The 22,474-nt window shown below is 36.4% G+C and carries 22 protein-coding genes and 1 pseudogene; 10 read left to right on the top strand and 13 right to left on the bottom strand.

All coding sequences use genetic code 11. From position 1 onward, the window contains the following. The first annotated feature begins 191 nt into the window (after positions 1 to 191). The 4 genes and pseudogenes from STA7437_RS17185 to STA7437_RS27720 all read left to right on the top strand — a co-directional run bounded on the left by STA7437_RS17185 (position 192) and on the right by STA7437_RS27720 (position 1,941). Positions 192 to 755: a Uma2 family endonuclease gene (locus STA7437_RS17185; protein WP_041620129.1), complete on the top strand. Its 564-nt coding sequence runs from the start codon at positions 192 to 194 to the stop codon at positions 753 to 755. A 71-nt stretch (positions 756 to 826) separates the two neighbouring features. Further along, positions 827 to 1,015, top strand: coding sequence for a CPXCG motif-containing cysteine-rich protein (locus STA7437_RS17180; protein WP_015194658.1), 189 nt, complete (start codon positions 827 to 829; stop codon positions 1,013 to 1,015). Positions 1,016 to 1,202: 187 nt separating this feature from the next. Next, entirely contained in the window at positions 1,203 to 1,448 is a 246-nt protein-coding gene (locus STA7437_RS17175) for a UPF0175 family protein (protein WP_015194657.1), read from the top strand. Further along, a pseudogene (locus tag STA7437_RS27720) lies at positions 1,445 to 1,941 on the top strand (DUF3368 domain-containing protein). Before STA7437_RS17175 ends, STA7437_RS27720 begins: the two are co-directional and overlap by 4 nt. A 363-nt stretch (positions 1,942 to 2,304) precedes the next feature. Here the strand turns inward: STA7437_RS27720 and STA7437_RS17165 are convergent. The 4 genes from STA7437_RS17165 to STA7437_RS17150 all read right to left on the bottom strand — a co-directional run bounded on the left by STA7437_RS17165 (position 2,305) and on the right by STA7437_RS17150 (position 5,747). After that, positions 2,305 to 3,069 carry a YebC/PmpR family DNA-binding transcriptional regulator gene (locus STA7437_RS17165; protein ID WP_015194656.1) on the bottom strand — a complete coding sequence of 255 codons (765 nt, stop codon included), beginning with the start codon at positions 3,067 to 3,069 and terminating at the stop codon, positions 2,305 to 2,307. Positions 3,070 to 3,112: 43 nt separating this feature from the next. Beyond that, on the bottom strand, positions 3,113 to 4,207 hold the full coding sequence (locus tag STA7437_RS17160) for an NAD(P)/FAD-dependent oxidoreductase (RefSeq protein ID WP_015194655.1): 1,095 nt from the start codon (positions 4,205 to 4,207) through the stop codon (positions 3,113 to 3,115). Between the two features lie 190 nt (positions 4,208 to 4,397). After that, complete coding sequence (psbQ, locus tag STA7437_RS17155) at positions 4,398 to 4,850, bottom strand: photosystem II protein PsbQ (protein ID WP_015194654.1); 453 nt, start codon at positions 4,848 to 4,850, stop codon at positions 4,398 to 4,400. 57 nt (positions 4,851 to 4,907) lie between these two features. Next, complete coding sequence (locus tag STA7437_RS17150; RefSeq protein ID WP_015194653.1) at positions 4,908 to 5,747, bottom strand: alpha/beta fold hydrolase; 840 nt, start codon at positions 5,745 to 5,747, stop codon at positions 4,908 to 4,910. 239 nt (positions 5,748 to 5,986) lie between these two features. On the opposite strand from STA7437_RS17150, the gene STA7437_RS17145 reads away from it, so the two are divergent. Next, complete coding sequence (locus STA7437_RS17145; RefSeq protein WP_015194652.1) at positions 5,987 to 6,442, top strand: helix-turn-helix domain-containing protein; 456 nt, start codon at positions 5,987 to 5,989, stop codon at positions 6,440 to 6,442. A 6-nt stretch (positions 6,443 to 6,448) separates the two neighbouring features. Further along, entirely contained in the window at positions 6,449 to 7,018 is a 570-nt protein-coding gene (locus STA7437_RS17140) for a PIN domain-containing protein (protein ID WP_015194651.1), read from the top strand. 166 nt (positions 7,019 to 7,184) lie between these two features. Here the strand turns inward: STA7437_RS17140 and STA7437_RS17135 are convergent, their stop codons facing one another. The 6 genes from STA7437_RS17135 to STA7437_RS17110 all read right to left on the bottom strand — a co-directional run bounded on the left by STA7437_RS17135 (position 7,185) and on the right by STA7437_RS17110 (position 13,897). Next, a complete protein-coding gene (locus tag STA7437_RS17135) occupies positions 7,185 to 7,397 on the bottom strand; it encodes a type II toxin-antitoxin system HicB family antitoxin (protein WP_015194650.1) in 213 nt (70 codons plus the stop codon). A 1-nt stretch (position 7,398) separates the two neighbouring features. Then, positions 7,399 to 7,602, bottom strand: coding sequence for a type II toxin-antitoxin system HicA family toxin (locus STA7437_RS17130; RefSeq protein WP_015194649.1), 204 nt, complete (start codon positions 7,600 to 7,602; stop codon positions 7,399 to 7,401). A gap of 21 nt (positions 7,603 to 7,623) precedes the next feature. Next, the gene (gene bchH / locus STA7437_RS17125) at positions 7,624 to 11,391 is read right to left on the bottom strand and encodes a magnesium chelatase subunit H (protein WP_015194648.1); all 3,768 of its coding nucleotides are present in this window, start codon (positions 11,389 to 11,391) and stop codon (positions 7,624 to 7,626) included. Between the two features lie 170 nt (positions 11,392 to 11,561). Then, a complete protein-coding gene (locus STA7437_RS17120; protein ID WP_051036070.1) occupies positions 11,562 to 11,834 on the bottom strand; it encodes a type II toxin-antitoxin system death-on-curing family toxin in 273 nt (90 codons plus the stop codon). A gap of 96 nt (positions 11,835 to 11,930) precedes the next feature. After that, a complete protein-coding gene (locus STA7437_RS27445; protein ID WP_015194647.1) occupies positions 11,931 to 12,062 on the bottom strand; it encodes a hypothetical protein in 132 nt (43 codons plus the stop codon). 212 nt (positions 12,063 to 12,274) lie between these two features. Beyond that, the gene (locus tag STA7437_RS17110; protein ID WP_015194646.1) at positions 12,275 to 13,897 is read right to left on the bottom strand and encodes a B12-binding domain-containing radical SAM protein; all 1,623 of its coding nucleotides are present in this window, start codon (positions 13,895 to 13,897) and stop codon (positions 12,275 to 12,277) included. A 203-nt stretch (positions 13,898 to 14,100) separates the two neighbouring features. Here STA7437_RS17110 and STA7437_RS17105 point away from each other — a divergent pair, with 203 nt between their 5' ends. After that, positions 14,101 to 14,970, top strand: a complete 870-nt coding sequence (locus STA7437_RS17105) for an alpha/beta fold hydrolase (protein WP_015194645.1) — start codon at positions 14,101 to 14,103, stop codon at positions 14,968 to 14,970. Between the two features lie 69 nt (positions 14,971 to 15,039). Here STA7437_RS17105 and STA7437_RS17100 read toward each other — a convergent pair whose 3' ends face one another. Together STA7437_RS17100 and STA7437_RS17095 are read right to left on the bottom strand one after the other, a co-directional pair. Next, positions 15,040 to 15,369, bottom strand: a complete 330-nt coding sequence (locus tag STA7437_RS17100) for a hypothetical protein (RefSeq protein WP_015194644.1) — start codon at positions 15,367 to 15,369, stop codon at positions 15,040 to 15,042. Between the two features lie 223 nt (positions 15,370 to 15,592). Continuing rightward, complete coding sequence (locus STA7437_RS17095; protein WP_245562046.1) at positions 15,593 to 15,997, bottom strand: hypothetical protein; 405 nt, start codon at positions 15,995 to 15,997, stop codon at positions 15,593 to 15,595. Positions 15,998 to 16,290: 293 nt separating this feature from the next. On the opposite strand from STA7437_RS17095, the gene STA7437_RS17090 reads away from it, so the two are divergent. The 3 genes from STA7437_RS17090 to STA7437_RS25010 all read left to right on the top strand — a co-directional run bounded on the left by STA7437_RS17090 (position 16,291) and on the right by STA7437_RS25010 (position 21,737). Continuing rightward, positions 16,291 to 17,031, top strand: a complete 741-nt coding sequence (locus tag STA7437_RS17090) for an LmeA family phospholipid-binding protein (RefSeq protein WP_015194642.1) — start codon at positions 16,291 to 16,293, stop codon at positions 17,029 to 17,031. Between the two features lie 493 nt (positions 17,032 to 17,524). Next, positions 17,525 to 18,871, top strand: a complete 1,347-nt coding sequence (locus tag STA7437_RS17085; protein ID WP_015194641.1) for an FAD-binding oxidoreductase — start codon at positions 17,525 to 17,527, stop codon at positions 18,869 to 18,871. 205 nt (positions 18,872 to 19,076) lie between these two features. Beyond that, complete coding sequence (locus STA7437_RS25010) at positions 19,077 to 21,737, top strand: PAS domain-containing sensor histidine kinase (protein WP_015194640.1); 2,661 nt, start codon at positions 19,077 to 19,079, stop codon at positions 21,735 to 21,737. Here STA7437_RS25010 and STA7437_RS17075 read toward each other — a convergent pair. Next, complete coding sequence (locus tag STA7437_RS17075) at positions 21,722 to 22,432, bottom strand: Crp/Fnr family transcriptional regulator (protein ID WP_015194639.1); 711 nt, start codon at positions 22,430 to 22,432, stop codon at positions 21,722 to 21,724. The genes STA7437_RS25010 and STA7437_RS17075 overlap by 16 nt on opposite strands. Positions 22,433 to 22,474: the final 42 nt, after the last annotated feature.

The raw sequence follows: 22,474 nt of genomic DNA, 5'->3' as shown, positions 1-22,474 counted from the left end.
TCAACTCTACCAAAAGATCATATAGATAGCGGTTAATTTGAGCTAATATATCTACCGTTTCGCTCTTACAGATAACCTCACACACATTTTATTTTATGCGATCGCTATTTGACACACACGAATAATTATTCATTCTATTGATATATAAAATAAGATCTAGGTAACTATAACATCCAATGGCAAATGACGCTATGGTTACAACAACCTCTAAACCTATTACCTTAGAAGAATTTTTAGCATTACCAGAAACCAAGCCCGCTAGTGAATATATCGATGGGAAAATTATTCAAAAACCAATGCCAAAAGGAAAACACAGCACGATCCAAGGGGAACTTACAACTGCTCTCAATAACGCACTCAAACCACAAAAAATTGCCAGGGCTTTTCCAGAACTAAGATGTACTTTTGATGGACGTTCTACTGTACCTGATATAACTGTATTTACTTGGGACAGGATACCGCGCGACGATAATGGTGAAATAGCAGATTCGTTTCAAGCTGCACCAGAATGGACAATTGAAATTTTATCTCCCGAACAAAGCCAAACTAGAGTGACAAAAAATATTCTTCATTGTTTAGACAATGGTACACAATTAGGATGGTTAATCGATCCTCAAGAAAAGTCTGTCTTAGTTTATTGGCGATCGCAACAACCTGCATTTTTTGAAATTGCAACGGATGTTTTACCTGTACCCGATTTTGCTAAAGCTTTTGAGTTAACTTTGGGGGAATTATTTGGTTGGTTATTAGAGTAAAGAGCGATCGCGTTTTATTTTAAACAATTACTTAGGATAATTAAATTAAACGTTTTAATATTCGATCTCTGATGCAAACTACGGCTGATTTTTTTTGTGCTTTTTGTGGCGAACCCAATTGTACTTTTGTCGATATCAGTGCAGGAACACAACAATCATATATAGAAGACTGTCAAGTATGTTGTCGTCCTAATATTCTCTACGTGCGAGTTGATGAAGACACTCTTGAGGTAGAAATCGATACTGATTACGAAGGCTAAACATTAGATTGACTCGTTATTGGTTGAAGCAGCAATAGATATTTTTTTTGCTAAAGCTTTTGAGTTAACTTTGGGGGAATTATTTGGTTGGTTATTGGAGTGAAGAGCGATCGCGTTCTCTTAGAAAAAGTAAAATTTCTCAACTGCTAAGAGACGTAAAATAGGTATATTAGCGAGGAATTTAGCCATGAGTATCATTGTTCCTGATGAAATTTTAACTGCAACCCGCATGAGTGAAACGGAAATGCGTCAAGAAATTGCTGTCATGCTTTTTCAGAGAGAGAAACTCACCCTCGCTCAAGCCAGTCGATTTGCCCGAATGCATCGCGTTGCTTTTCAACACTTACTTGCTAGTCGTCGCATTCCCGTGCATTACAGAGTAGAAGATTTTGAGCAGGATATTCAAAACTTGCGGGAGATGGGCAAATTGTGATCGTTGTCAGTGACACATCACCTATCAATAATCTTGCTGCGATTAACCAACTTCATCTGCTTCATCAACTTTACGAAACAGTTTTTATTCCTGAAGCGGTTTATCGAGAACTAACCGATCCCAATTTTCCTGTTGCAGGTGCAACGGAAGTACAAACTTTTGATTGGATTCAAATTCGTACTGTTCGCGATCGCACATTGTGGAAGCATTAAATAATGAACTAGATATTGGAGAAGTCGAGGCAATTGCCCTGGCAGTTGAAATTCAAGCCGAGCGGTTGTTGATTGATGAACGTCTTGGTTGGTTAGTAGCAGCTAGGCTCAATTTACGCTACACGGGAATTTTGGGGATTTTAGTTGAAGCAAAAAGTCAGGGTTTAATTGTCGAGGTAAAACCTTTATTGAATGCTTTGATCGATCAAGCTGGATTTTGGGTTGCTGAACCTTTATACAATAGAGTTTTACAACTTGTTGATGAAGACAACTCGCTTTAATTTTTTATTGTGTTTCATAAATAAGTTCTAGCAAGTCTTACAGATAATCTAGAGCCAAAGCGCGATCGCATATCGATTATAGACAGGTTAAATGCGATCGCTCTAAGCTAAACAAGAATAGTTTGTATTAAACTTGTTGTCAATCGGAACAACCCACATTTTTTGAAGCAGTAAAGGATGTTTTACTCGTACCCAATTTTGGTAAGGCTTTTGAGTTAACTTTGGGGAAATTATTTGGTTTGTTTTTGCAGTAAAGGCGATTTGTTAGACAACAGAATGAAACAAAATTTTAACTGCCTCTCCTAGAGAAATCTTGATTACATCTATAGATGAAGAATTTTAGTTGAATAAATGAAAGAGCATTTAAACTAAACTAGCAGTCATTAATTCTTCAGCCATTTCAAAATTAGCTGTGACGTTTTGAACATCATCAAGAGATTCTAAAGCATCAATTAATCTAAGTAAAAAACGAGCTTGTTCTTCATCATTTACTTCAATTGTATTACTCGGTAACCAACGCAATTCTACTTCTTTAACGGGGAATCCTTCAGCTTGGAGAGTTTGATTGAGATTTTCTAAATTAGTTATTTCTGTGAATATTTCTGCACCTGGATTTTCTGGATCGTCTACAATTTCATAGCTATCTGCATCTGCTTCCAGTGAAACTTCTAACAATTTTTCTTCATTAATTGCGCCTTCTAAAATCACCACACCTTTTTGAGTAAACATCCAACTGACACAACCAGTTTCACCCAAATTTCCGCCATTTTTACTAAAAGCTGCTCTTAAATCCGCAGCCGTGCGGTTACGATTGTCTGTCAACGCCTCAATTAAAATTGCTACTCCACCAGGGCCATAACCCTCATAACGAATTTCTTCGAGGATCGAATCATCCTGATAAGTCCCTGCTCCTTTTGCGATCGCTCTTTCGATATTCTCGTTAGGTATTCCTGCTGCTTTGGCTTTTTCAATTGCCGTCCGTAGTTGAAAATTACCTGCGGGATCGGGAATACCATTCCGTGCAGCTACGATGATGGCACGGGATAACTGAGTAAAAGTTTTACCTTTTTTTGCGTCTACTCTTGCTTTTTGTCGCTTAATATTTGCCCATTTACTATGACCAGCCATAGTTCAATCTGATAAATTTTAATTGCTCTCGATCTAGCTTATATTATGTTTTAGCAATTATGGCAGCAATAGCTTGAGCGGTAGCAGGGGCAAGCAAAACACCATTGCGATAATGTCCTGTGGCGAGTAAAACTTTGGGGTAATTGGGAAGTTGTTGAATTACGGGGGCTGCTTGTCCTTCGGGACGAGGGCGTTTCCCTATCCAAGTTTGAATAATTTTTCCTGCTGCTAAAGCTGGACAAAAAGCGATCGCATCTTGATGGAGTTGAGCGAGTAATTCTGGTTGAGCGGTCACTTCTGAACCATTTTGAGGAAATTCGACAGTCGCACCGAACCAATATTCACCGTTCCCTAAAGGAACTATATGTTTGTCATCTCCTGTAACTACAGGTTGAAAATCGCTTTTACCTAAATCAGAGTCAAATTTGAATTTTAAAGCTTGTCCTAAAACTGGACGCAGGGTTAAGGATTGTTGTAACGCGGTAGTTAAAGGAGTAGAACCCAAACCAGCAGCGATAACTACCCAATCTGCCGTAATAGTTGTCTTGGTGGTTTCAATTTGATAATTTTCCGTTTTATTTTGATCGGGAGGTATAATTTTGGTTACTTTTTCTCCAAATTTACAGTCGACACCATTACTAATGGCAGCAGCAACAAGGGTTTCTGTAAGAATTGTAGGATTGATTTGTCGATCTTGAGGAGAATAAACCGCAGCGATAATCTGATTATTTTCAATCTGAGGGCAATGTTGTTGTAATTGAGTTCGATCCCAAATTTTCAATTCCCAACCTTGATTACGCCTTGTTTCGGCTAATTTATGCCATTTTTCGAGATTATCTTCAGGAAATAGTAGTTTGACAATACCCTGCCGATTAAAAGGTATTTCCTTGCCTGTAATCCTTTCTAATTCAGGAATCAAGGTTTCATAACGTTGAATACTATCGCGACGCAGTTGCCAAGCTCTACCTTTAGTTTTATGACTAATGACACCCATTAAAACACCCAACGCTGCACCAGTCGAACCAGAAGCAGGGTAGTTTTGGTCAATTAAAGTAAGATTTAATTGAGGAATGCGACTTAATTCGTAAGCGATCGCTGCTCCGATTACTCCACATCCAATAATGGCAACTTTAGTCATAAACTATAGCAATTAAATAATCAAGGACGAAAAAGGGAGAAAGGGAGAGATAAACAGTGACCAGTGACCAGTCATCAGTTACCAGTTTTTAGGTTTTAGAGAAGAGAAAGCAATATTCCTTCTTTTGCCTGTTGACTGTTAAGTGATCGATCAACCTGTGTTTATCCTCCTAATTAGCTTCTCTGCTTGATTAACTAGCTTCTGATTTAGGAAGAAGTTCTAGATAAGAGTTAAGATTACGAACAACTTGACCGTATTTCTGAATTGCTGAGGTATAGCTTTTTTCTTTAGCAGCAGCATCAAGCTCTTCAAGACCATCAAAAACTTCTTTAGCAAGTTCAGTTGCTTTTTCCTTGTCTTCAGGTAAAAGGGAGTTAGCTAAATAAGTCATATCTCTTCTGATGAGTCCTAATGGCCCATGAATAAAGCTTTCAGTATCTACCCAATCTTTTGCTTGAATATATTGACCTAATTCAGCCATTCTTTGCTGTGCCACATCTACAGGAATACGATAAGTCTTGATTTGTTGTAGTTTGGCTGGCGTGTAAGTTGGTGGTGCAGATACGGTAGGACTACCGCAACTGACTAAGAAAGTAGTTACCAATACTAAAATCAAAGGCAAAATCGAGCGAAAAATTCTCATAACTCAAATAAACTAGCTTTACTATCACAATTTTGATTGTCTCAAGAATTCGTCGATTTAGAAAACTTCACGGCGAAAAAAGTAGCTGATTTTTTCTGCAATTTCGGATGACCAATGTTCTTGAGGATAGTGTTTGGCTTCTGCTAGTTTCAAAATTTCTATAGAAGAATTAGCAGCTAAAGTCTCTGCATCCTGTGCAGCTAGCCAAGGATCGAGCATTCCCCAGATCAAACAAGCAGGTTTTTCCCATGTACTCAAACCCGTTGCTATTTCGTTCATACTTTTTTCTAATGCCATTCGCTTAATAATCGCAACTAACGCCCTTCCTACAGATGAAGTTTGTAAAAAAGGCTTGCGTAAGACATCTAAATCTTTGTCAGAGATGACAAAACCGCTTCCTCCTTCCAACGTGCGGTCGACTAAAAGGGGATCTTGGGTTGCCATGTCTCCAATAAAAGGAAAACCCCACTGTTTCATTTTCCAAGGTAATTTGGCAGTGGTAGCAATAGGAGTATTTAAAATAATTAATCGCTCAATTTGTTCTGGATGGCGTAAAGCATATTGTAAGCCGACTGAACCTAAAAATCCTTGCACAACTAGATGAAAAGAAGTCAATTCTAGGGCAGAAATAAAGTCTGCCAAGGCATCAATAAAAGCATCGGGAGTATAGGCAAAATCTCGTTTATCAGGTTTAGCCGAAAAACCACAACCAATCCAATCAGGCGCGATCGCAGTATATCCTGTTTGTGATAATTCGGGCATAATTTTGCGCCAAGTATAACTATGGGCAGGTAAACCATGTAGCAACAGCACGGGAGGGTTATCACTCTTGGCTTCAGCTAATCGATAAAACCATTCCAGTTTCCCTACTTGTATTTTATGTTCGGTGATTGACACTGAGTTTCTAAGTCCTTTTTTTATTCTTGAACGGAGCTTACCTTGTCTATGTCACCCAATACAAGATGGTTAAACTAGATTAAGTTATTTAATTAATTTTCTTCGTAAGTTTAAAGCGATCGCCTTTAGAATAATATTTTTTTTTAAACTTCATTTCGTTCATTTCGCTCATTACGTTTATTTCGCAAAGCTGCTAGACTGGTGAAACCAATAAATCGAATATGAGAAGGTTAATTTCCATGACAATGAAAATGTTACCGACAGAAGAAGAAGCTACATTAGCTAAAGCTAGTAGTAGAAAAATTGCTTCCTATCTAGTTAAAAGCTCTCCTGTCCAAAATATTGCTCTTATCCAAGATGATATCAATCAAAAAAGTGAAGCGATCGCAATCCCTACAGAAGCACTTCGCTTATTGATTGACATTTTGACACAAATGGCTCAGGGAAATGCAGTAACGTTAATACCCATTCACGCGGAATTAACTACTCAAGAAGCTGCTGATATTTTAAATGTATCTCGTCCTTATTTAGTTGGGTTACTCGAAGCAGGAGAAATACCTTTTCGGAAAGTAGGAACACGTCGTCGAGTACGTTATCAAGACTTAAAAGATTACAAAGATAAAATTGATACGGAAAGGAGAAAAATTCTTGATGAACTCGTTGCTGAAGCGCAAGAATTAGATATGGGATATTAACAAGTTGTGTCAAATTTTACCGTTATTTACGATTCGTGTGTACTATACCTTGCTCCATTAAGAGATTTCTTGATGGAGCTTGCGCTTACAGATTTGTTTAAAGCGCGTTGGACAAATCAAATTCATGATGAATGGATTAGTAATCTTCTGAAAAATCGTCCAGATCTTACGTTGGAACGACTTATTAGAACCAGAGATTTAATGAATGCAAGGGTTAGAGACTGTCTCGTGATAGGTTATGAAGAACTAATCCCAGGATTGCGACTACCCGATCCAGGCGATCGCCATATTCTAGCAGCAGCAATTCGTTGTAAAGCCGATGTGATTGTCACTTTTAACTTAAGTGATTTTCCATATAATTATCTAGCAACATATAGAATTGAAGCTCAACATCCAGATGAATTTATTCGGCATTTAGTAGATTTAAATCGAGCAGCAGTATGCTTGGCAGCAAAACAGCAGAGACTTAGACTTAAAAATCCACCTAAAACACGAAATGAATACTTAAACACACTTTTAAATCAAGGTCTTCCTCAAACTAAAGCTGCATTGCAGGAGTTTTGTTATGAACTTTAGCTGTTTCTAAACTATAACTCTTTCCAATTCATCTTCATGTTAAATTGTATAACTTTTGTAACTTCTGCAATTTCTCTTCATCCGCATCCCAAAAACATCGTCCATGTGTTTGAAGCGATAGAGTCTGATATTATTTAATTATTTACATTTGATGTTAATTAATTAACTAAGAGACTACAAACTTTTTGACTTCTGGTAACGTTTCGCCTTCTTCTATAGCAGATTCAATTAATAACTCTAATACTTCTTCAGCATTCTTAAGTGCTTCTGCATAAGTTTTACCATGAGTATGGCAAAATTCGCCCCATTCTGGAAGACTAGCTACAAAGCAGTTATCTTCATCTGACCATTGAATAATAATGGAATAATTTGGATTCATATCAATTTATTTCTCTTAATCTCTTTAAAGCTTTTTCTACATCTTTTTCTTGATATGGTTTAGCATCACTTCCATCTTTACCAGATAAAATTATTTTCCCTGATAATAAGGGATGCGACCATTTTGTATGGCTTCCTTTGCCACTAGTTTCTGTAAAACCTGCCTTCCGTAAAATATTTTTTAACTCTCTAATTTTTTTAGGCATTCAGTAGATAAAACTAATTTTTTATACTGTAACTCCTTCCAATTCATCTTCTGTCAAGTTGTATAACTCTCGTAATTTCTGCAACTTCTCTTCATCTGCATCCCAAAAACCGCGCCCATGTGCCTCAATCATTCTGCCGACAATGTTACGAAACGCTTCAGGATTAGCTTCCCGTAACTTGGCAGCCATCTCTGCATCCAACGCATAGGTATCTGCTGCTTGATCGTAAACCCAATCATCTCTAAAATTAGCTGTACCACCCCAACCAACTAAAGCCGTCATTCGTTGAGAAATTTCATAAGCACCACCAGAACCTTGATTAGACATGGCTTCTGCCCATTTGGGATTGAGTAATTTAGTGCGGTATTCTAGACGCAATAAATCTTTTAACTTACGAGGATTAGTATCTTTAGAAAAGCTTTCTACAAAAGAAGCTTCAACTTGCTTACCACTTTGTTTTTCCGCAGCTAATTTTAATCCTCCCGTATTGCCATAATATTCTTGAATATCAGTTAAACCGTATTCAACTGAATCGATTTCTTGCACAATTCTTTCACTAGTTTGTAATAATTGATTTAAAATTTCTGGGCGTGCCTGTCCTTTATCTTTGCGTCCGTAACTAAAGACATTGCGATTTTTCCAAGTATTAGCAAGTTCTTCTCCAGATTCCCAATTTCCATCAACAACTTGGTCATTTACTAGCGAACCAAAATCTCCCGTAGGATTAGAAAAAAGTCGCGCAGAAGCATTCTCAATTCCTTGAGATTTTAAAGCTAAATAATGCTTGCGAATAAAATTATCTTCTGGAGATTCATCGGCTTCTGCTGCCCGTTGTAATAAATCGTCTAATAACTCAATAATATTGACAAAAGTATCTCGGAAAATCCCTGAAAGATTAGCCAAAACATCAATCCGAGGGTGTCCAATTTCTGCTAAAGATTTTAATTCATAACGGACAATTCTTCCTGTTCCCTCCTTAACAGGTTCAGCCCCAACTAATTCTAATAAAATTCCTAAAGATTCACCTTTAGTTTTAATTGCATCCAAACCCCATAACATTACTGCTACAGTTTCAGGATAATTACCTTTTTCTTCTAAATGTTGGGCAATAATTTTTTTAGCGATTTCTTTTCCTCTTTCATAAGCAGCAGGAGAAGGCATTCGATAAGGATCTAAAGCATGAATATTTCTACCAGTAGGTAAAACTCCAGAACCATCTCTTAATAAATCTCCTCCAGGTGCAGGAGGAATATATTCACCATTTAATCCTCGCAAAAGATTGGTTAATTCATCCCTATTTTGTTCTAATAAATCTCTAATTTTTTGTGCTTCTTCTAATTGATTAGACGCAATATGTTGCGTCTCTACAATTCTCTGTGCCTCCGCGTCTTTGTGAGCGATTATTAACTCAATTAACTCTACCGATAAATCATCCCCAAAATAAGCTTCCAAATAAGATTTTAGTTTTTCATCATTAGGTGCGTTTCCTAATACGTGTAACCCTGAAGAAAATAATCTTTGTTCTACTACTTGTAGATACTCATATATTTTAACAAAATACTCATTAATTACTTTTTTACTAAACAGTTTTGCATTTTCAACATTAAAAGCAATACCTAATTTTTCCCCTTCTGTAAATTTACAATCCGCATCTAAACCAGTATCAATGATTTTCTGACAAATAATATCTTTCAGAAGATAATTTTTTTCAGTATTTTCTCGATATTCAGTAATTAAATCCCGTAAAGAAATTAATTCTTTATACAAACCAGCCCTGCCATAAGGAGGTACATTATGGGAAATTAAAACTCCATAACCTCTTCTTTTTGCCAAGAGAGATTCCGAGGGATTATTAGCAGCATAAATATAAAGATTAGGCAGATTTCCGAGTAAAATATCTGACCAAGAATAACCTGTATTTCCTAATGGTGAACCAGGTAACCATTCCACAGTTCCGTGCATTCCAAAATGAACAACGGCATTTGCTTGAAAATCATTTTGTAACCATTTATAAAAAGCAGCATACTGAGGATGGGGAGTTAAATCTTTTTCAAACATTAAACGCATAGGGTCGCCAGAAAGTCCTAAAGGTGGTTGAACTCCAATCCAAATATTTCCTAACTGAATGCCACCAAGATGAAAATCATCACCATAGGTTTTAATGCCAGTATCTGTTAAAGATTTCCACTGTTTTTCTACTCTAGTTGTTAATAAATAACCCAACCATTTTTCTAAAGTACGGACATTAATAGCTACTTGTCCTTTACCATCAGTTTTAATTCCATTACCAGTAAAATTTTCTAATGATAAATGTAAATCGGTTGTATCTGCTTGCTTGACTTGATTAATAATTTCTTCGCCATCTTGAGGTAATTCTCCCACATTATAGCCTTGTTCTTTTAAAGCGATCAGAAAATTAAGCAAACTTTTTGGAACATTTAATAAAGCAGCAGTTCCTGTTGCACCATAACCTGGAGGAAAGTCATATAAAATAATTGCAATCTTGCGATCTTTTGGTTGAGTTTGCTTTAGTTTAATCCAGTTTTTTATTCTTCCTGTCAATCTTTTTACTCTTTCAGGAATTAAATAAATATCTTCTCCTACTAACCCACCTAAAGGTACAGTATCGATCGCACCATCTAATTCTGGCAAGGAATATAAAACTACACTCTGTAAACCACCAATACCCTGTCTTGTCCAAGAATGAATATCTTGGATTAATAAAGGTGCAGCAACAATATAAGGAATATTTTTAGCAGAAAGAATTCTTTTGGCAACTTCTACTTGTCTTCCTGCTTCCATTGAACCTGCGGGGCCGCCAACTAAAGGAAAACCAATTGTAGAAATTATGGCATCAACTTTGACTGCATTTTCTGATAAGGAAAGTATTTCTTTATTATCCTTTTCTCGCTGTAATTGTTCATAATTAGTAGTCAACCAATCTCTAACCGCAACATGACCTTCTACGCCGTTAATAAATATAGGTAAAGGAATTAATCCTTCAGCTTCAAAATAACTAATTAATTGCGGAATATAGGGTTGTTTCGTAATAACGTGTTTGCGATATAAAAGAATACCAATTGTTGGTAAGGACGAACGGTGGTTCGCCCCTACGTGGTTTTGATACCAATCCAAATAATCTTTAGGTGAGGTAAAATATCCAGGGTAATCGGGATGCAATAAACCCATATTTGGGGTTTCAATTACTGAAGGAATTTCACCTACTTTTAAACCTAAATATTTCTCAGCTATTGTCCAAAACATGGCAGCAACATTTTCTGTGCCACCTGCATTCCAATAACCATAAATAATTAACCAATTACGTAAATCTTGGACTTTTTTAGCAGGAATATATTTAAGTAATTTGGGACCCGTTTTTAAAAAACTGAGATAACCTGCAAGTTTGTCTTCTTCTCGACTATTACTAAACTTACTCAGGATAAATTGGACTGGTTTCGGCATTCCTTTGGGTTTATCACCAATCACAAACTTACCCAACCGTGTCAGACTCATTAACTCTAAAGCTGACTCAAAAACTAACCGAATTGCAATATGTTCGACTCGTTGCCGTAACCACATTACTTGATCGTAATCAAAGATCAGACTAGCAAAGAAAACATCAGCATCTTGTAACGCATTTTCTATTTTATCCGAGGAACTGGTAATATCGCGATCGCTAAATACTTCAATTTCTAATTCATTACAACGAGATGTAGAGATTTGGGCAGCTTGACGGTACAAGGTGGCGTTAAATGATTCAAATCCAGCAATCAAGACGATCCGTTTCATATTTCCAGCTTTTTTAAATTTCTTTATATATGCTTATCTTGATTGTAAAAAAATTCCCGTAATTGTTTTACAATCCTTATTTTGGTAATGCGATCTCGCCAAAGGCGAGGCACTGCGTGATCACTCTTCAAAAATCACTTTCAACCTTTCACACCGCGCTATTGCCATCTTTAACCATTTAATAAAAAATCAGCATACTCTAAATAATTTATTACTTTGTTTGCCAAAGATAAGGTTCTTTCGTACACTCGCTCATTATCGTAATTTTTAATAATTCCGTTTTTGCAAAGAAAGAAGTTTGCAGTTTGAAAAGCGGTTCTCTTATTTCCATCTATAAAAGGATGATTACAAGCAATTCCAACCGCATAAAGAGAAGCTAAGATGTATAAATCAGTCGTATTCTCATAAAAACAATGATGCCTGGGTTTATTCAATCCAGACACCAATGGTTATTATCTCTTAAGCCTTGAGAACCTCCATATCTTGAGATTGCAACTTGATGGAGTGTTAAGACTTCATCATATTCAATCCACTCTATGTTAGGCATCGGCAAGTTTTTTAATCGCTTCATCATATTTTCCAAATTGAGTTTTGATGTAATCTTCAACACTCATTTTTTTCTTAGTGTTAGTAATCGTATTAGTTTCTTCTTTTTTATTTACTTTAGCCACAGTTTTAGTCAGTATATTTTACATAAATCATAGCATCTACTTCTGAATCTGAAATTGTCCTATGTTGAACTTTCTATTACGTTTGAAAAATGAATATTAAGCCTCCAAAAACTACTCTCTATCTTTCACACAGCAAGATCGCCATTGCAGCAGCTTGACAGTACAAATTAGCGTTAAGTGATTCAAATTCCGCAATCACAAAAAGAATCTCTCTAAGCTAGAGAAGATTGAGGAAAATAATTCATTGCCTCTTCAAGATGTTTGATCAGAGTGGTTTGAGGTAAAGCACCTTGGAGATGATGCCAAGCTAAAATGCGATCGCTTTTCCAATTAGTGTGAACGTAATCATCTAAAGGAGGAATTTGACCTTTAAGTTGTTTAAAAGCTCGTTTATAACTACCTACAGAATCACCATATTCTCTAGTTAATTCTAGTAAATTAGCTAAACGGCGATCGCCTCTGGAAATCAAGGCTTGAATTACTGACCAATTATAACTTTCTGGACGAAAATCAATTCCCAAAGTACCTAATTTCTTCTCTAAAAATTTCAATCTTTTTTTCGCTTCGGGATTGACTCCAAACCATTGAAACGGCGTATGAGATTTTGGCACAAAAGTACTACAACCAAGAGTTAATCGTAAACGTGGGGCAGCTTTCTTAACAGCTTGCATCATTGCCACAGTTGCTTCGATATCTTCAATCTCTTCTCCTGGTACACCTGCCATTCCATAGAACTTTATTGCTTTTAAACCTCCTGCTTGGGCATTTTGGGCAGCTTGAATAATTTCTTCGTTGCTGAGTTTTTTATTAATAATTTTTCGTAGTCTTTCCGAACCACTTTCGACGGCAATAGTAATTGAACGAGTATCTCTTTTAGCCAGAGTTTGGGCTAATTTTTCTGTAACTGTATTTGTTCGTACTGAAGCCAGACTAAGACGAACCTGATCATATTTTGGTTGGGATAAATAATCTAGCAGAGTTTCAAATTCTGGATGTTGAGTAACCGAAGCACCTAGTAAACCCAATCGGTTAGTTACTTGTAATCCCCGTTCAATTGCTGGAATGAGAGAACTTTCTAAAGAAGCAGTGCGGAATGGTAAAGTCAGATAACTTGCCAAACAAAAACGACACATTTCTGGACAACTTCTAACTACTTCCACCATAAAAATATTTTCCCAAGCAGCTTTTGGGGTGACTACAGTAGAGGCGGAAAGAGTATTACCTCGATAGGTTTGTTTGGTAACAAAAGCAGGGATATCGTTTTCGATTGGTTCAATAGATTTAATAGTTCCATCGGGACTATCATAAGCTACTCGATACAAACTAGGAACATAAATCCCAGGAATTTGGGCTAAATGACGCAATTTAACTTCTCGTTTAGCTGTTCTAATTTCCTGATAAGCATTAATAAAATTATCGAGTAAATTTTCTCCATCTCCCAACAAAATCACATCAAAGAAATCAGCAAAAGGTTCAGGGTTAGCAGTAAAAACTGAACCACCACCAAAAACTAAAGGATGATGATCTTGACGTTGGTTACTCCGCAGAGGAATATCTAGAGATTCTAAGAGATTAAAAATATTAACGTAATCAAGTTCCCAAGAAAAAGAAAATCCTAATAATTCAGGTAATTTGGATAAATATTCCTGTAAATCGGTAAATAAACGGCTTACCTCGACATCGGAGCGCATCGCCAAAGTAGCCCAAACAATTTGATAACCTAAACTAGTAATCCCAACAGTGTATTGATTAGGAAAAGCAAAAATAATCGGGATAGCATTAGCTTCAGGAGAAGCAGGAGTAAATAAGAGACGTTCTTCTTGGAATAGATTCACTTAATCAGTTATCAGTTATCAATAGAGACGTAACATGTTACGTCTGTACAGTTATCAGTGTAACGATTTACGCTGGGATTATTGATGTTTCCAGAGATTTTTTACACTTAAAAATAAAACCTGCTTTAGTAAAAAGCGATCGCTCTTTCGATTTTAGTAACTTTTTTTAGTAATTCCCAATCCAATATTAGGAGAAAAAATTTATGTCCTTACTTAAACAAGGTTGGCAAGAAGGCTACGTTCACACCAATGGTATTAATCTTCATTACGTTACCCAAGGAGAAGGTAGATTAATGCTGATGTTACACGGTTTTCCTGAATTTTGGTATTCTTGGCGACATCAAATTCCCGAATTTGCCCAAGACTATAAAGTAGTTGCGATCGATCTAAGAGGTTATAACGACAGTGACAAACCCAAAGATGTAGAAGCCTATAAAATGAGCGAATTAACCAAAGATATAGAAGGCGTAATTGAAGGATTGGGTTATCAAAGTTGCATTTTAGTTGGACATGACTGGGGAGGCGCGATCGCTTGGTCGTTTGCTTACGCTCATCCAGAAATGGTAGATAAATTAATTGTTCTCAATTTACCCCATCCTGCCAAATTTGCTCAAGGATTGCACTCTCCTCAACAATTGCTAAAAAGCTGGTATATGTTCTTTTTTCAATTACCATTGCTTCCAGAATTAATTATTCAGTCTAACGATTATGAACTGATTAGTTTTGCTTTTACCAATATGGCAGTTGATAAATCCGCTTTTAGTCAAGAAGATTTAGAAGCTTACAAAGATGCTGCTGCAAAACGAGGCGCATTAACAGCGATGTTAAATTACTATCGCAACATTTTTGATAATAGTTTTCTCACTAATAACCAACAGCAGTGGAAAATGCTAGATCTCCCAACCCTAATGATTTGGGGTGAAAACGATACAGCTTTGGGAAAAGAACTTACTTACGGAACCGAAGAATATGTCAGTAACTTTCAAATTAAATATATTCCTAATTGTAGTCATTGGGTTCAACAAGAAAGACCAGAATTAGTTAATCAATATATGCGCGAGTTTTTGAGTTAAAAAATATTAATAACTAAAAAAGGGGCATTTCGCCCCTGGGTTCAGCTTGAAGGAAAGCTAAATTTATTTTTAGTAAGGAAGATAATCAAAGTCAGATTGTAATTGATCAGCACTGTTGTAAACACCTTGGTTAGTTACATTGCCGATACCTGAAGTAGCACTTTGGTTTTGTCCAGCTTGTACCGATTGTTGAATTTGAGGATCGATACTGTAACCATCCAAACCTAATTGAGTTTGAGTTAAATCGTTAGAAACAGCTTGATTAGTAACATTCCCAATGCCATGAGTTACAGCAGTATTAGAACCAGCTTGAACATTACTTTGTGCTTGCCCGGCGAATGCAGCTACAGGAGAAAGAGCTAAAGCGAGAGTGGAGATGATTAGTGCAGCTTTTTTCATTGTTCTAGACCTCTAAAGTAAATTTGTTTGTTTTTTGTTGTTGTTTGTCTTCACTCTCTAGTTACGTCGATACTAATTTTTTTATGCAGGATAAATTTCGGTGACCAGTTATCAGTTACTAATTACTAATTACTAATTATGAGGGATGAATAATCAACCTCACCGAAGGTGCGCGTAGCGACCAATTATTAACCATTAACAAAGACCAGAGAAATGAATGTATTTAATTTTTCTCCGCAGCGAAACTAACAACAGCATCGGTATCAATCAGATGTTCTTCGCCAGATGGTTCAATTTCAATTAAGGATAATTGTTGATTGACTGTTCCCTTCAAAAACAATTCTCCAGACAGTTCACCACCTAGATCGATATTTCCAAAAAGTTTTTGAGTTGCTGTATCGAAGTTGAATTCAAAATAATTTCCTCTAGTCTCACCATTAACTACATTTTCGTATTGGTGAATAGTTTCTCCAGCAGGAGTATAAAAGGTAACGATGAGAGACTTTAACTGATTAGTACGACCAGCACCTTGTTCAGAAATAATTTTTGTGGCGGTTGTTTCATCATAGGTAAAGGTTGCTTTGGCGCAATATCCCGTTGAACCAGTCCATTGAAAATTTTGCGTCACAGCTTTTGCTTGGGTAATGAACGTTAAATCACTTACCAAGACAATTAAGATAACAATTAATAAGTTAATCAAAAGATTTTTTAGCTTTAGCATTCTACTAATACAAGAGATGTAAGTATTCAATCGAATTTACTTTGAAATGCCATTAACTTTACTCGTAGGTACTGGTGAAGCTGAGGACTTTTTTTTAACTCTATCTAAATCTATTTCAAATTAGTCTAACTTTAGGATGAAACATTTTCTAAATTTTTTTGATATCCCTAAAACAGGTGTTTCAACAGTAGCAAAATGCGATGTCAAGCGAACAAAGACTAGACGAACAAGCGATTTCAAAGGTAGCGGAAAACCTACTATCTGAACAAGTAGAGGAAGCACAAGAACTAGATGTAGATATTCGTACCAACCCAATCAAAATAGTTCAGGGAGAAGTCGATTCGATTTCGATTACAGGCAAAGGATTGGTAACGCAGCAAGATCTTCATGTGCAGAAAATTGAACTTGATTTAGATGGAATTGCTATTAATCTTTTAAGTGTTCTTTTCGGCAAAATCGAACTAAACCAACCCATAAATTCTACGGGAAGATTGGTTATGACAGAAGCAGATCTCAATCAAAATTTGAATTCAGATTATTTTCTTAGTAAACTTCTTCCTTTAGAGTTAAATGTAGATGGTCAAATCGTCCTGCTCAAATTTCTCCGACCAATGGAGTTACGCTTACCTGGTGAAGGTAAAGTGGTTTTTAGTAGCAATTTACAAGTCTGCGAAAAAGATAAAACTCAACAAGTTTGCTTTACAGGTGTAATACATCCGCGTACTCACGAGCATCCTGTGTTAATGGAAAAGTTTTATTTTGAAGAAGGACAGGCACTTTCTTTAGAAATTTTAGTTGCCTTTATGGAAATACTTAAGAAATTAATTAACTCATCTTATGTAAACTATCAGGGGACGAAGTTTCGCATTCAAGAAATGAATGTGGATAGGGGAAGTATTAGCCTAGAAGTTGAAGCTCAAATTAATCAAATTCCCTTGTAACTTTTTTATCTTTCTGTGAAAAATAGACCCTCTGCTGTGCCGAAGGGATCAATCGAACTTAAGGATTTAGACGTAAAATCTTCATATACGGTGGGAGGGTTGTGAATGACTCTCTAAGTTGAACCCTAGAAACGAAAAGTCTGCATCTCTAGACAAAAAGTAAAGTAGCGAAAACCTCGTAAAACATAACGCAGTAACCGATAACAACGGTGAATGATTAACTAAAAGCTTTTGGGAGTAATCCTCATACCGTGGGCGGAATTGAATTCTGAGGAAACCTCCGAATGGAAGAAGCCCGAACAGCACACAGCATCTCCAGGAGGCAGAAGGCTTTTAAGCTAATTTAAACTCTCAATCGATAAGTGTACTTTGAGAATCGGATTTAGTATCATTGTCGAGCTTTTGGTTTCGCTATTGGGAAAAACTCTCCGTAGCTTAAGAAATTTTTTTTATAGTAATAAAATCAATCACAAAAACCAAAGAGAAACAACTAATGACTACTCATTTAAATGCTTGGCAAGCGATCGCGGATAAACTTAAAGGTATAGAAATTATTACTGAATCTAATCAAATTGCTAAGCTATCTCTCGATTATTATCATTTTAGCCCGATTCTCTACGAACAACTCAAAGATAAACGAGCAGATTTAGTAGTTCGTCCTAGCAATGAAGCCGAAGTAATTAAAATTGCTCAACTGTGTTATTGTCATCAAGTTCCCTTGACAGTTCGAGGTGCAGGAACAGGTAACTACGGACAATGTATTCCCTTAGAAGCAGGAATAATTCTTGACACAACCAAAATGAATCAAATTCACTGGCTAAAACCAGGTATGGCTGCGGTTGAACCAGGGGTTAAAATGGCAGCTTTTGATAAACAGGCGCGAGAAATTGGTTGGGAACTGCGAATTGCACCTTCTACCTATCGTACAGCTACTATTGGTGGTTTTATTGGCGGTGGTAGTGTGGGGATGGGTTCAATTACTTACGGACAACTCAAAGAACGAGGTAATTTGCAGCGCGTGCGGTTAGTAACTATGACTGAAACACCAGAAGTGATTGAATTATCAGGAGATGAGGTTCAACAAGTTATTCATGGTTATGGAACTACAGGTATTATTACTCAATTAGAAATTCCCCTCGCACCTGCCTATCCTTGGGCAGAAATGATTGTGATTTTCGATCAATTTATGAGTGCAGCTAAATTTGGACAAGCTTTAAGTGATAGTGATGGGATTGTTAAAAAATTAGTTAGTATTCATGCTGCTCCGATTCCTTCCTACTTTACAGCTTTACAAAATTATTTGCCTTCAGGAAAACATTGCGCCCTATTAATGATCTCGGAATACGATTTGGCAGCGATGAAAGCTTTAATTGCAGAATATCAAGGCGAAATCACTTATTGTAAAAAGGCAAAGGAAATCGCAGGTACAAGTTTATTAGAATTTGCTTGGAATCATACCACGCTTCATGCTCGCAGTGTTGACCCTAATTTAACTTATCTGCAAACTTTTTATTTCACTCTAGAACGAGTCGAACAAATGTATCAATATTTTGGCGATGAAGTTGTAATTCATCTAGAGTTTTTGAAAGCTGGTGGTAAAGCTGTTCCCGCAGGTTTGCAATTAGTTCGTTATACCACAGCAACTAGACTCAATCAAATCATTGATTATCACGAAGCTAACGGTGCTTTTATTGCCAATCCTCATGTTTACACTATTGAAGCTGGAGGGAATAAAACTATCGATCACCAGAAAGTACAATTTAAGCACAAAATAGACCCTTGTGGATTATTAAATCCAGGTAAAATGAGTGGTTTTAGTAAATTAAATCTTAGAAATTGAATCTAACTATTCAACTTGTTCGATAATTTAAATTTAAGACACTGTAGTAATAGTTTCAACTTAATTTCTGAACAGAATCTATTGTTAAAAAAAACTAAATTATTGTTCGCCAAGATTAAGTTTAAGTTTTCCTTAATGTAATAGGCATAACTTAAATTAATGATGCTTACTCTATCTTTTTATTTTTAGGAATCAACCTGAAATTATGCCCACAAACAGTCAAATTAAAGCAGAAATTGTGAAAAAATTAGGGTTTTTTCCTGCTTTTTTAGAACCAGCTATGGCTACACCATCAATACTAGCTAGCTTGTGGCAGCAAACTTCGTTAGCCTATTATCAAAATCCTTTACCAACTTTATTTAAAGAAAAACTTTTTGTTTATCTGGGGCGTTATTGTTCTGTTCCTTATTTTGTCATTTGTCATAGTTGTAGTTTGCGTTGTTTGGGTATGACAGCCCGAGAAATCTTAACACTAAATCGTTCTGTTTTGCCTGAAAGCGAAGCCGACTTAACCGAAGATTTTGAATATTTAAATCAACCAGCTAATCAAGATTGCACTTGGCAAACTAACTCGGAAATCGAACACAGTTTATTGCGTTGTGCTGTTTTACTGTTTGTTCAATCATCTCAAGCAAAAACTTGTCGTCAAACCGTACGTCAATTTTTGGGCTTGGAAATGTATAATTATTTAATTACGTTACTTAGTTATATTAGCTTCATTCATCAGTGGGTAGAATCCTATCCCCAAGTTTCCTATGAAACGGATCGACGCGCCCAATTACATTTAGCTCCCTTATTATTAGAAGAGATTGAATTGGCAGAATATTTTCAGGCAAACCAAGCTTTTTCTATCAATACTCTTGAAAAAAGTCAGCTAAATTCTAATTTTCTTAAAGAATCTCCCGTTCATACTAATCTTTGTCAAGAAAGATTTCGTCTCTGCTTTACTAATGCACCGTTTCCGATGATGATTCATCGCTCTGATGGTAAGATTTTGCATCTTAACAAAAGTTGGCAAGAAACAACTGGTTATGGATTAGAAGAAATTCCTACTCTTACCGAATGGATTAGAAGAGCAGATCTCAAACATCAAGAAATAGTGCGATCGCTTAATTCTAATCTCGATCATGAAGCTACTTTTCAACGAGTCGTTAATTCTTTACTTAATTTACCCAACAAAATCGATCTCAATTCTGAATTAGAAGAAACGACTGTAACTACTCGTAGCGAAGTTACGGTAACTACTCGCCACGGAGAAAAACGCTTTTGGGAGCTATTTTCTACTCCTGTAGCCCAACTCAATGATGGCACTGAATTAATGATTTCTATGGCAAAAGATATTACTAATTTAATCGTTACCGAAACCGAACTGTTGGAAACAAATAGACGATTAGAATTAGTTTTAGGAGCTAGCCAAAGTGGAATTTGGCATTGGAATCTTCAAACTAACTTAGTCAAACTAGACTCGCGCGCCTTAACTATTTTGTCTTTATCTGAGCATAATTTTGATGGCAGTTATGCTAGTTTTTTGCAAACTATTCATCATGAAGAAAGACAATCAATTGATTTAGCTGCTATTAAAGCTGTTAAAGCTCAACGGGATTTAGAAATAGAATATCGTATAGTAGACAATTATCATAATATTCGTTGGGTAAAAACGATTGCCAAACCCATAAATGATCTTGCCAATCGAGTAGTGGCAATGATTGGCGTCGTAATTGATATTACTCAAGCCAAACAAAATGAAACTCAAATCCAAAAATTAGACCGCTATCTTGAACAAGATTTAGTTCAATCTCTCGATGAATTAAAAACTATTTTTAATGCTTTACCTTATTATCTGCTGGTGATGAAACGAGATAATTTAAGGATATCTTATTGCAATCAAAGTTTTGCTGCCAGTCTTGGTTTTGATTCTTCTGAACAATTACTAGGTAAAAAGATTGAAGAGTGTTTTTCTTCAGAATATCGAGAACAATTTCTTCAAGAAAGCGAGCAAGTTTTTCGGACAGGTAAAATTATCCATCAACTAGAAAGTAGAATTTTATGTGAAGAATTCTATCAATTTGATACTTATAAAATTCCTTTAACTAAACCAACAGGAGAAATCTATGCCATTCTCTATCTTGCTTGTGACTTACCAGATTTAATTGCTGTCAAACAAGCTTTATCAAAACGTACCATTCAACTCGAAGCTGCTAACCGAGAATTAGAATCTTTTTCTTACTCTGTATCTCACGACTTACAAGCACCTTTAAGAGCTATTAATGGGTTTAGTCAAGTAATGTGGGAACGTTATCAAGAACAACTAGACGATCAAGGTAAACATTATTTGCAACGAATTAGAGCCAATAGTTACCGAATGGCTGAATTAATTGAAGCTCTATTACAATTGTCTCGCGTTACTCGTTTTCAAATGCAATGTGTCAGTGTCGATCTCAGTGCGATCGCGACAGAAATTATTGCCGAATTAAAAGCTCGTCAATCTCATCGTCACTTAGAAGCGATCGTTGAACCAAATTTAGTAGTAAAAGGTGACCCCCGATTATTACGAATTGTCTTAAATAACCTGTTAGATAATGCCTGGAAATATACTGCTCATCAAGCTAAAGCCAAAATTGAGTTTAAAGCTATTCCTCAAAATGACGGTAATTTAGCCTACTGTATCCAAGATAACGGGGCTGGTTTTGAATCTCATCTAGTTGATCAGCTGTTTATTCCTTTTCAAAGACTTCATTCAGAAACCCAATTTCCAGGTACGGGTATTGGTTTAGCTACTGTGGGACGGATAATTTATCGTCACGGGGGTAAAGTTTGGGCGCAAGCAAGTCCCGATAGTGGGGCAAAATTCTACTTTTCTTTGTAATTTTTGGCTGTTTCCCAATGAGGCATACAAATCAGGTTATCCTCTTGAATTGAAATCAAACCTTGGCGACGTAGTTTTCCCATTAAACGGGTAACAGTTACCCTGGTTGAACCGATCGCACTACCAATTTGAGCATGAGTCAAAAGATAAGGTAGACAATAGCCGTTCTCACAAGGTTCTCCATATTCTTCTATCAATAAAGTCAGAAAATTCATCAGTCGTTCAATGGTTCGTCTTTGCCCTAAAGCACTAAGCCATAACAATTTACGCTGATGCTGATAACGAAATGATTCATAAACCTCTTTACGAAAATGAGGCCAATTATCTAAGTCATGCCAGTACATCCAAACTACTTCAGTTCGGTCTACATGGGCATAAGCTTGAAGATTAAAAGGAGATTGTGCCACAATTTCAAAGGGTTGACCGGCATCAACAAATCCTAAAAAAGCCTCTTCTGGTAAATCAGATGGAGGTTCGGAGGATTCGCCATCATCAAAGTTAACTATGCTACTTTGAGCAGCACCTACTAGACGAATAGCACCCTTGTTTACTAAATATAGTAATCCAGGACGAGCCGGAACACGTTCATCTTTTCTGAAAATGCGATCGCGATAATGGGTATGACCCCAATCGATGATCCTCTGCCAAGTTAAAAATGGGCGAGATGCCTCTGCGGAATTTTCGGAGAAGTGCATAGTGAGGAGGCAAATTGATTATATCGATGCATATTTGATTTT

It is taken from the genome of Stanieria cyanosphaera PCC 7437 (assembly GCF_000317575.1).
Taxonomy (GTDB): Bacteria; Cyanobacteriota; Cyanobacteriia; order Cyanobacteriales; family Xenococcaceae; genus Stanieria; species Stanieria cyanosphaera.
The sequence above is the reverse complement of the archived record's forward strand: the minus strand, read 5'-3'. Positions and strand labels throughout refer to the sequence as shown.

What these genes read in the sequence shown, in the direction of transcription:
- STA7437_RS17185 (WP_041620129.1), top strand. Translation starts at nt 192, where the DNA reads ATGGTTACAACAACCTCTAAACCTATTACCTTAGAAGAATTTTTAGCA.
- STA7437_RS17180 (WP_015194658.1), top strand. Translation starts at nt 827, where the DNA reads ATGCAAACTACGGCTGATTTTTTTTGTGCTTTTTGTGGCGAACCCAAT.
- STA7437_RS17175 (WP_015194657.1), top strand. Translation starts at nt 1,203, where the DNA reads ATGAGTATCATTGTTCCTGATGAAATTTTAACTGCAACCCGCATGAGT.
- STA7437_RS17165 (WP_015194656.1), bottom strand. Translation starts at nt 3,069, where the DNA reads ATGGCTGGTCATAGTAAATGGGCAAATATTAAGCGACAAAAAGCAAGA.
- STA7437_RS17160 (WP_015194655.1), bottom strand. Translation starts at nt 4,207, where the DNA reads ATGACTAAAGTTGCCATTATTGGATGTGGAGTAATCGGAGCAGCGATC.
- psbQ (WP_015194654.1), bottom strand. Translation starts at nt 4,850, where the DNA reads ATGAGAATTTTTCGCTCGATTTTGCCTTTGATTTTAGTATTGGTAACT.
- STA7437_RS17145 (WP_015194652.1), top strand. Translation starts at nt 5,987, where the DNA reads ATGACAATGAAAATGTTACCGACAGAAGAAGAAGCTACATTAGCTAAA.
- STA7437_RS17135 (WP_015194650.1), bottom strand. Translation starts at nt 7,397, where the DNA reads ATGAATCCAAATTATTCCATTATTATTCAATGGTCAGATGAAGATAAC.
- STA7437_RS17130 (WP_015194649.1), bottom strand. Translation starts at nt 7,602, where the DNA reads ATGCCTAAAAAAATTAGAGAGTTAAAAAATATTTTACGGAAGGCAGGT.
- bchH (WP_015194648.1), bottom strand. Translation starts at nt 11,391, where the DNA reads ATGAAACGGATCGTCTTGATTGCTGGATTTGAATCATTTAACGCCACC.
- STA7437_RS17105 (WP_015194645.1), top strand. Translation starts at nt 14,101, where the DNA reads ATGTCCTTACTTAAACAAGGTTGGCAAGAAGGCTACGTTCACACCAAT.
- STA7437_RS17100 (WP_015194644.1), bottom strand. Translation starts at nt 15,369, where the DNA reads ATGAAAAAAGCTGCACTAATCATCTCCACTCTCGCTTTAGCTCTTTCT.
- STA7437_RS17090 (WP_015194642.1), top strand. Translation starts at nt 16,291, where the DNA reads ATGTCAAGCGAACAAAGACTAGACGAACAAGCGATTTCAAAGGTAGCG.
- STA7437_RS17085 (WP_015194641.1), top strand. Translation starts at nt 17,525, where the DNA reads ATGACTACTCATTTAAATGCTTGGCAAGCGATCGCGGATAAACTTAAA.
- STA7437_RS25010 (WP_015194640.1), top strand. Translation starts at nt 19,077, where the DNA reads ATGCCCACAAACAGTCAAATTAAAGCAGAAATTGTGAAAAAATTAGGG.
- STA7437_RS17075 (WP_015194639.1), bottom strand. Translation starts at nt 22,432, where the DNA reads ATGCACTTCTCCGAAAATTCCGCAGAGGCATCTCGCCCATTTTTAACT.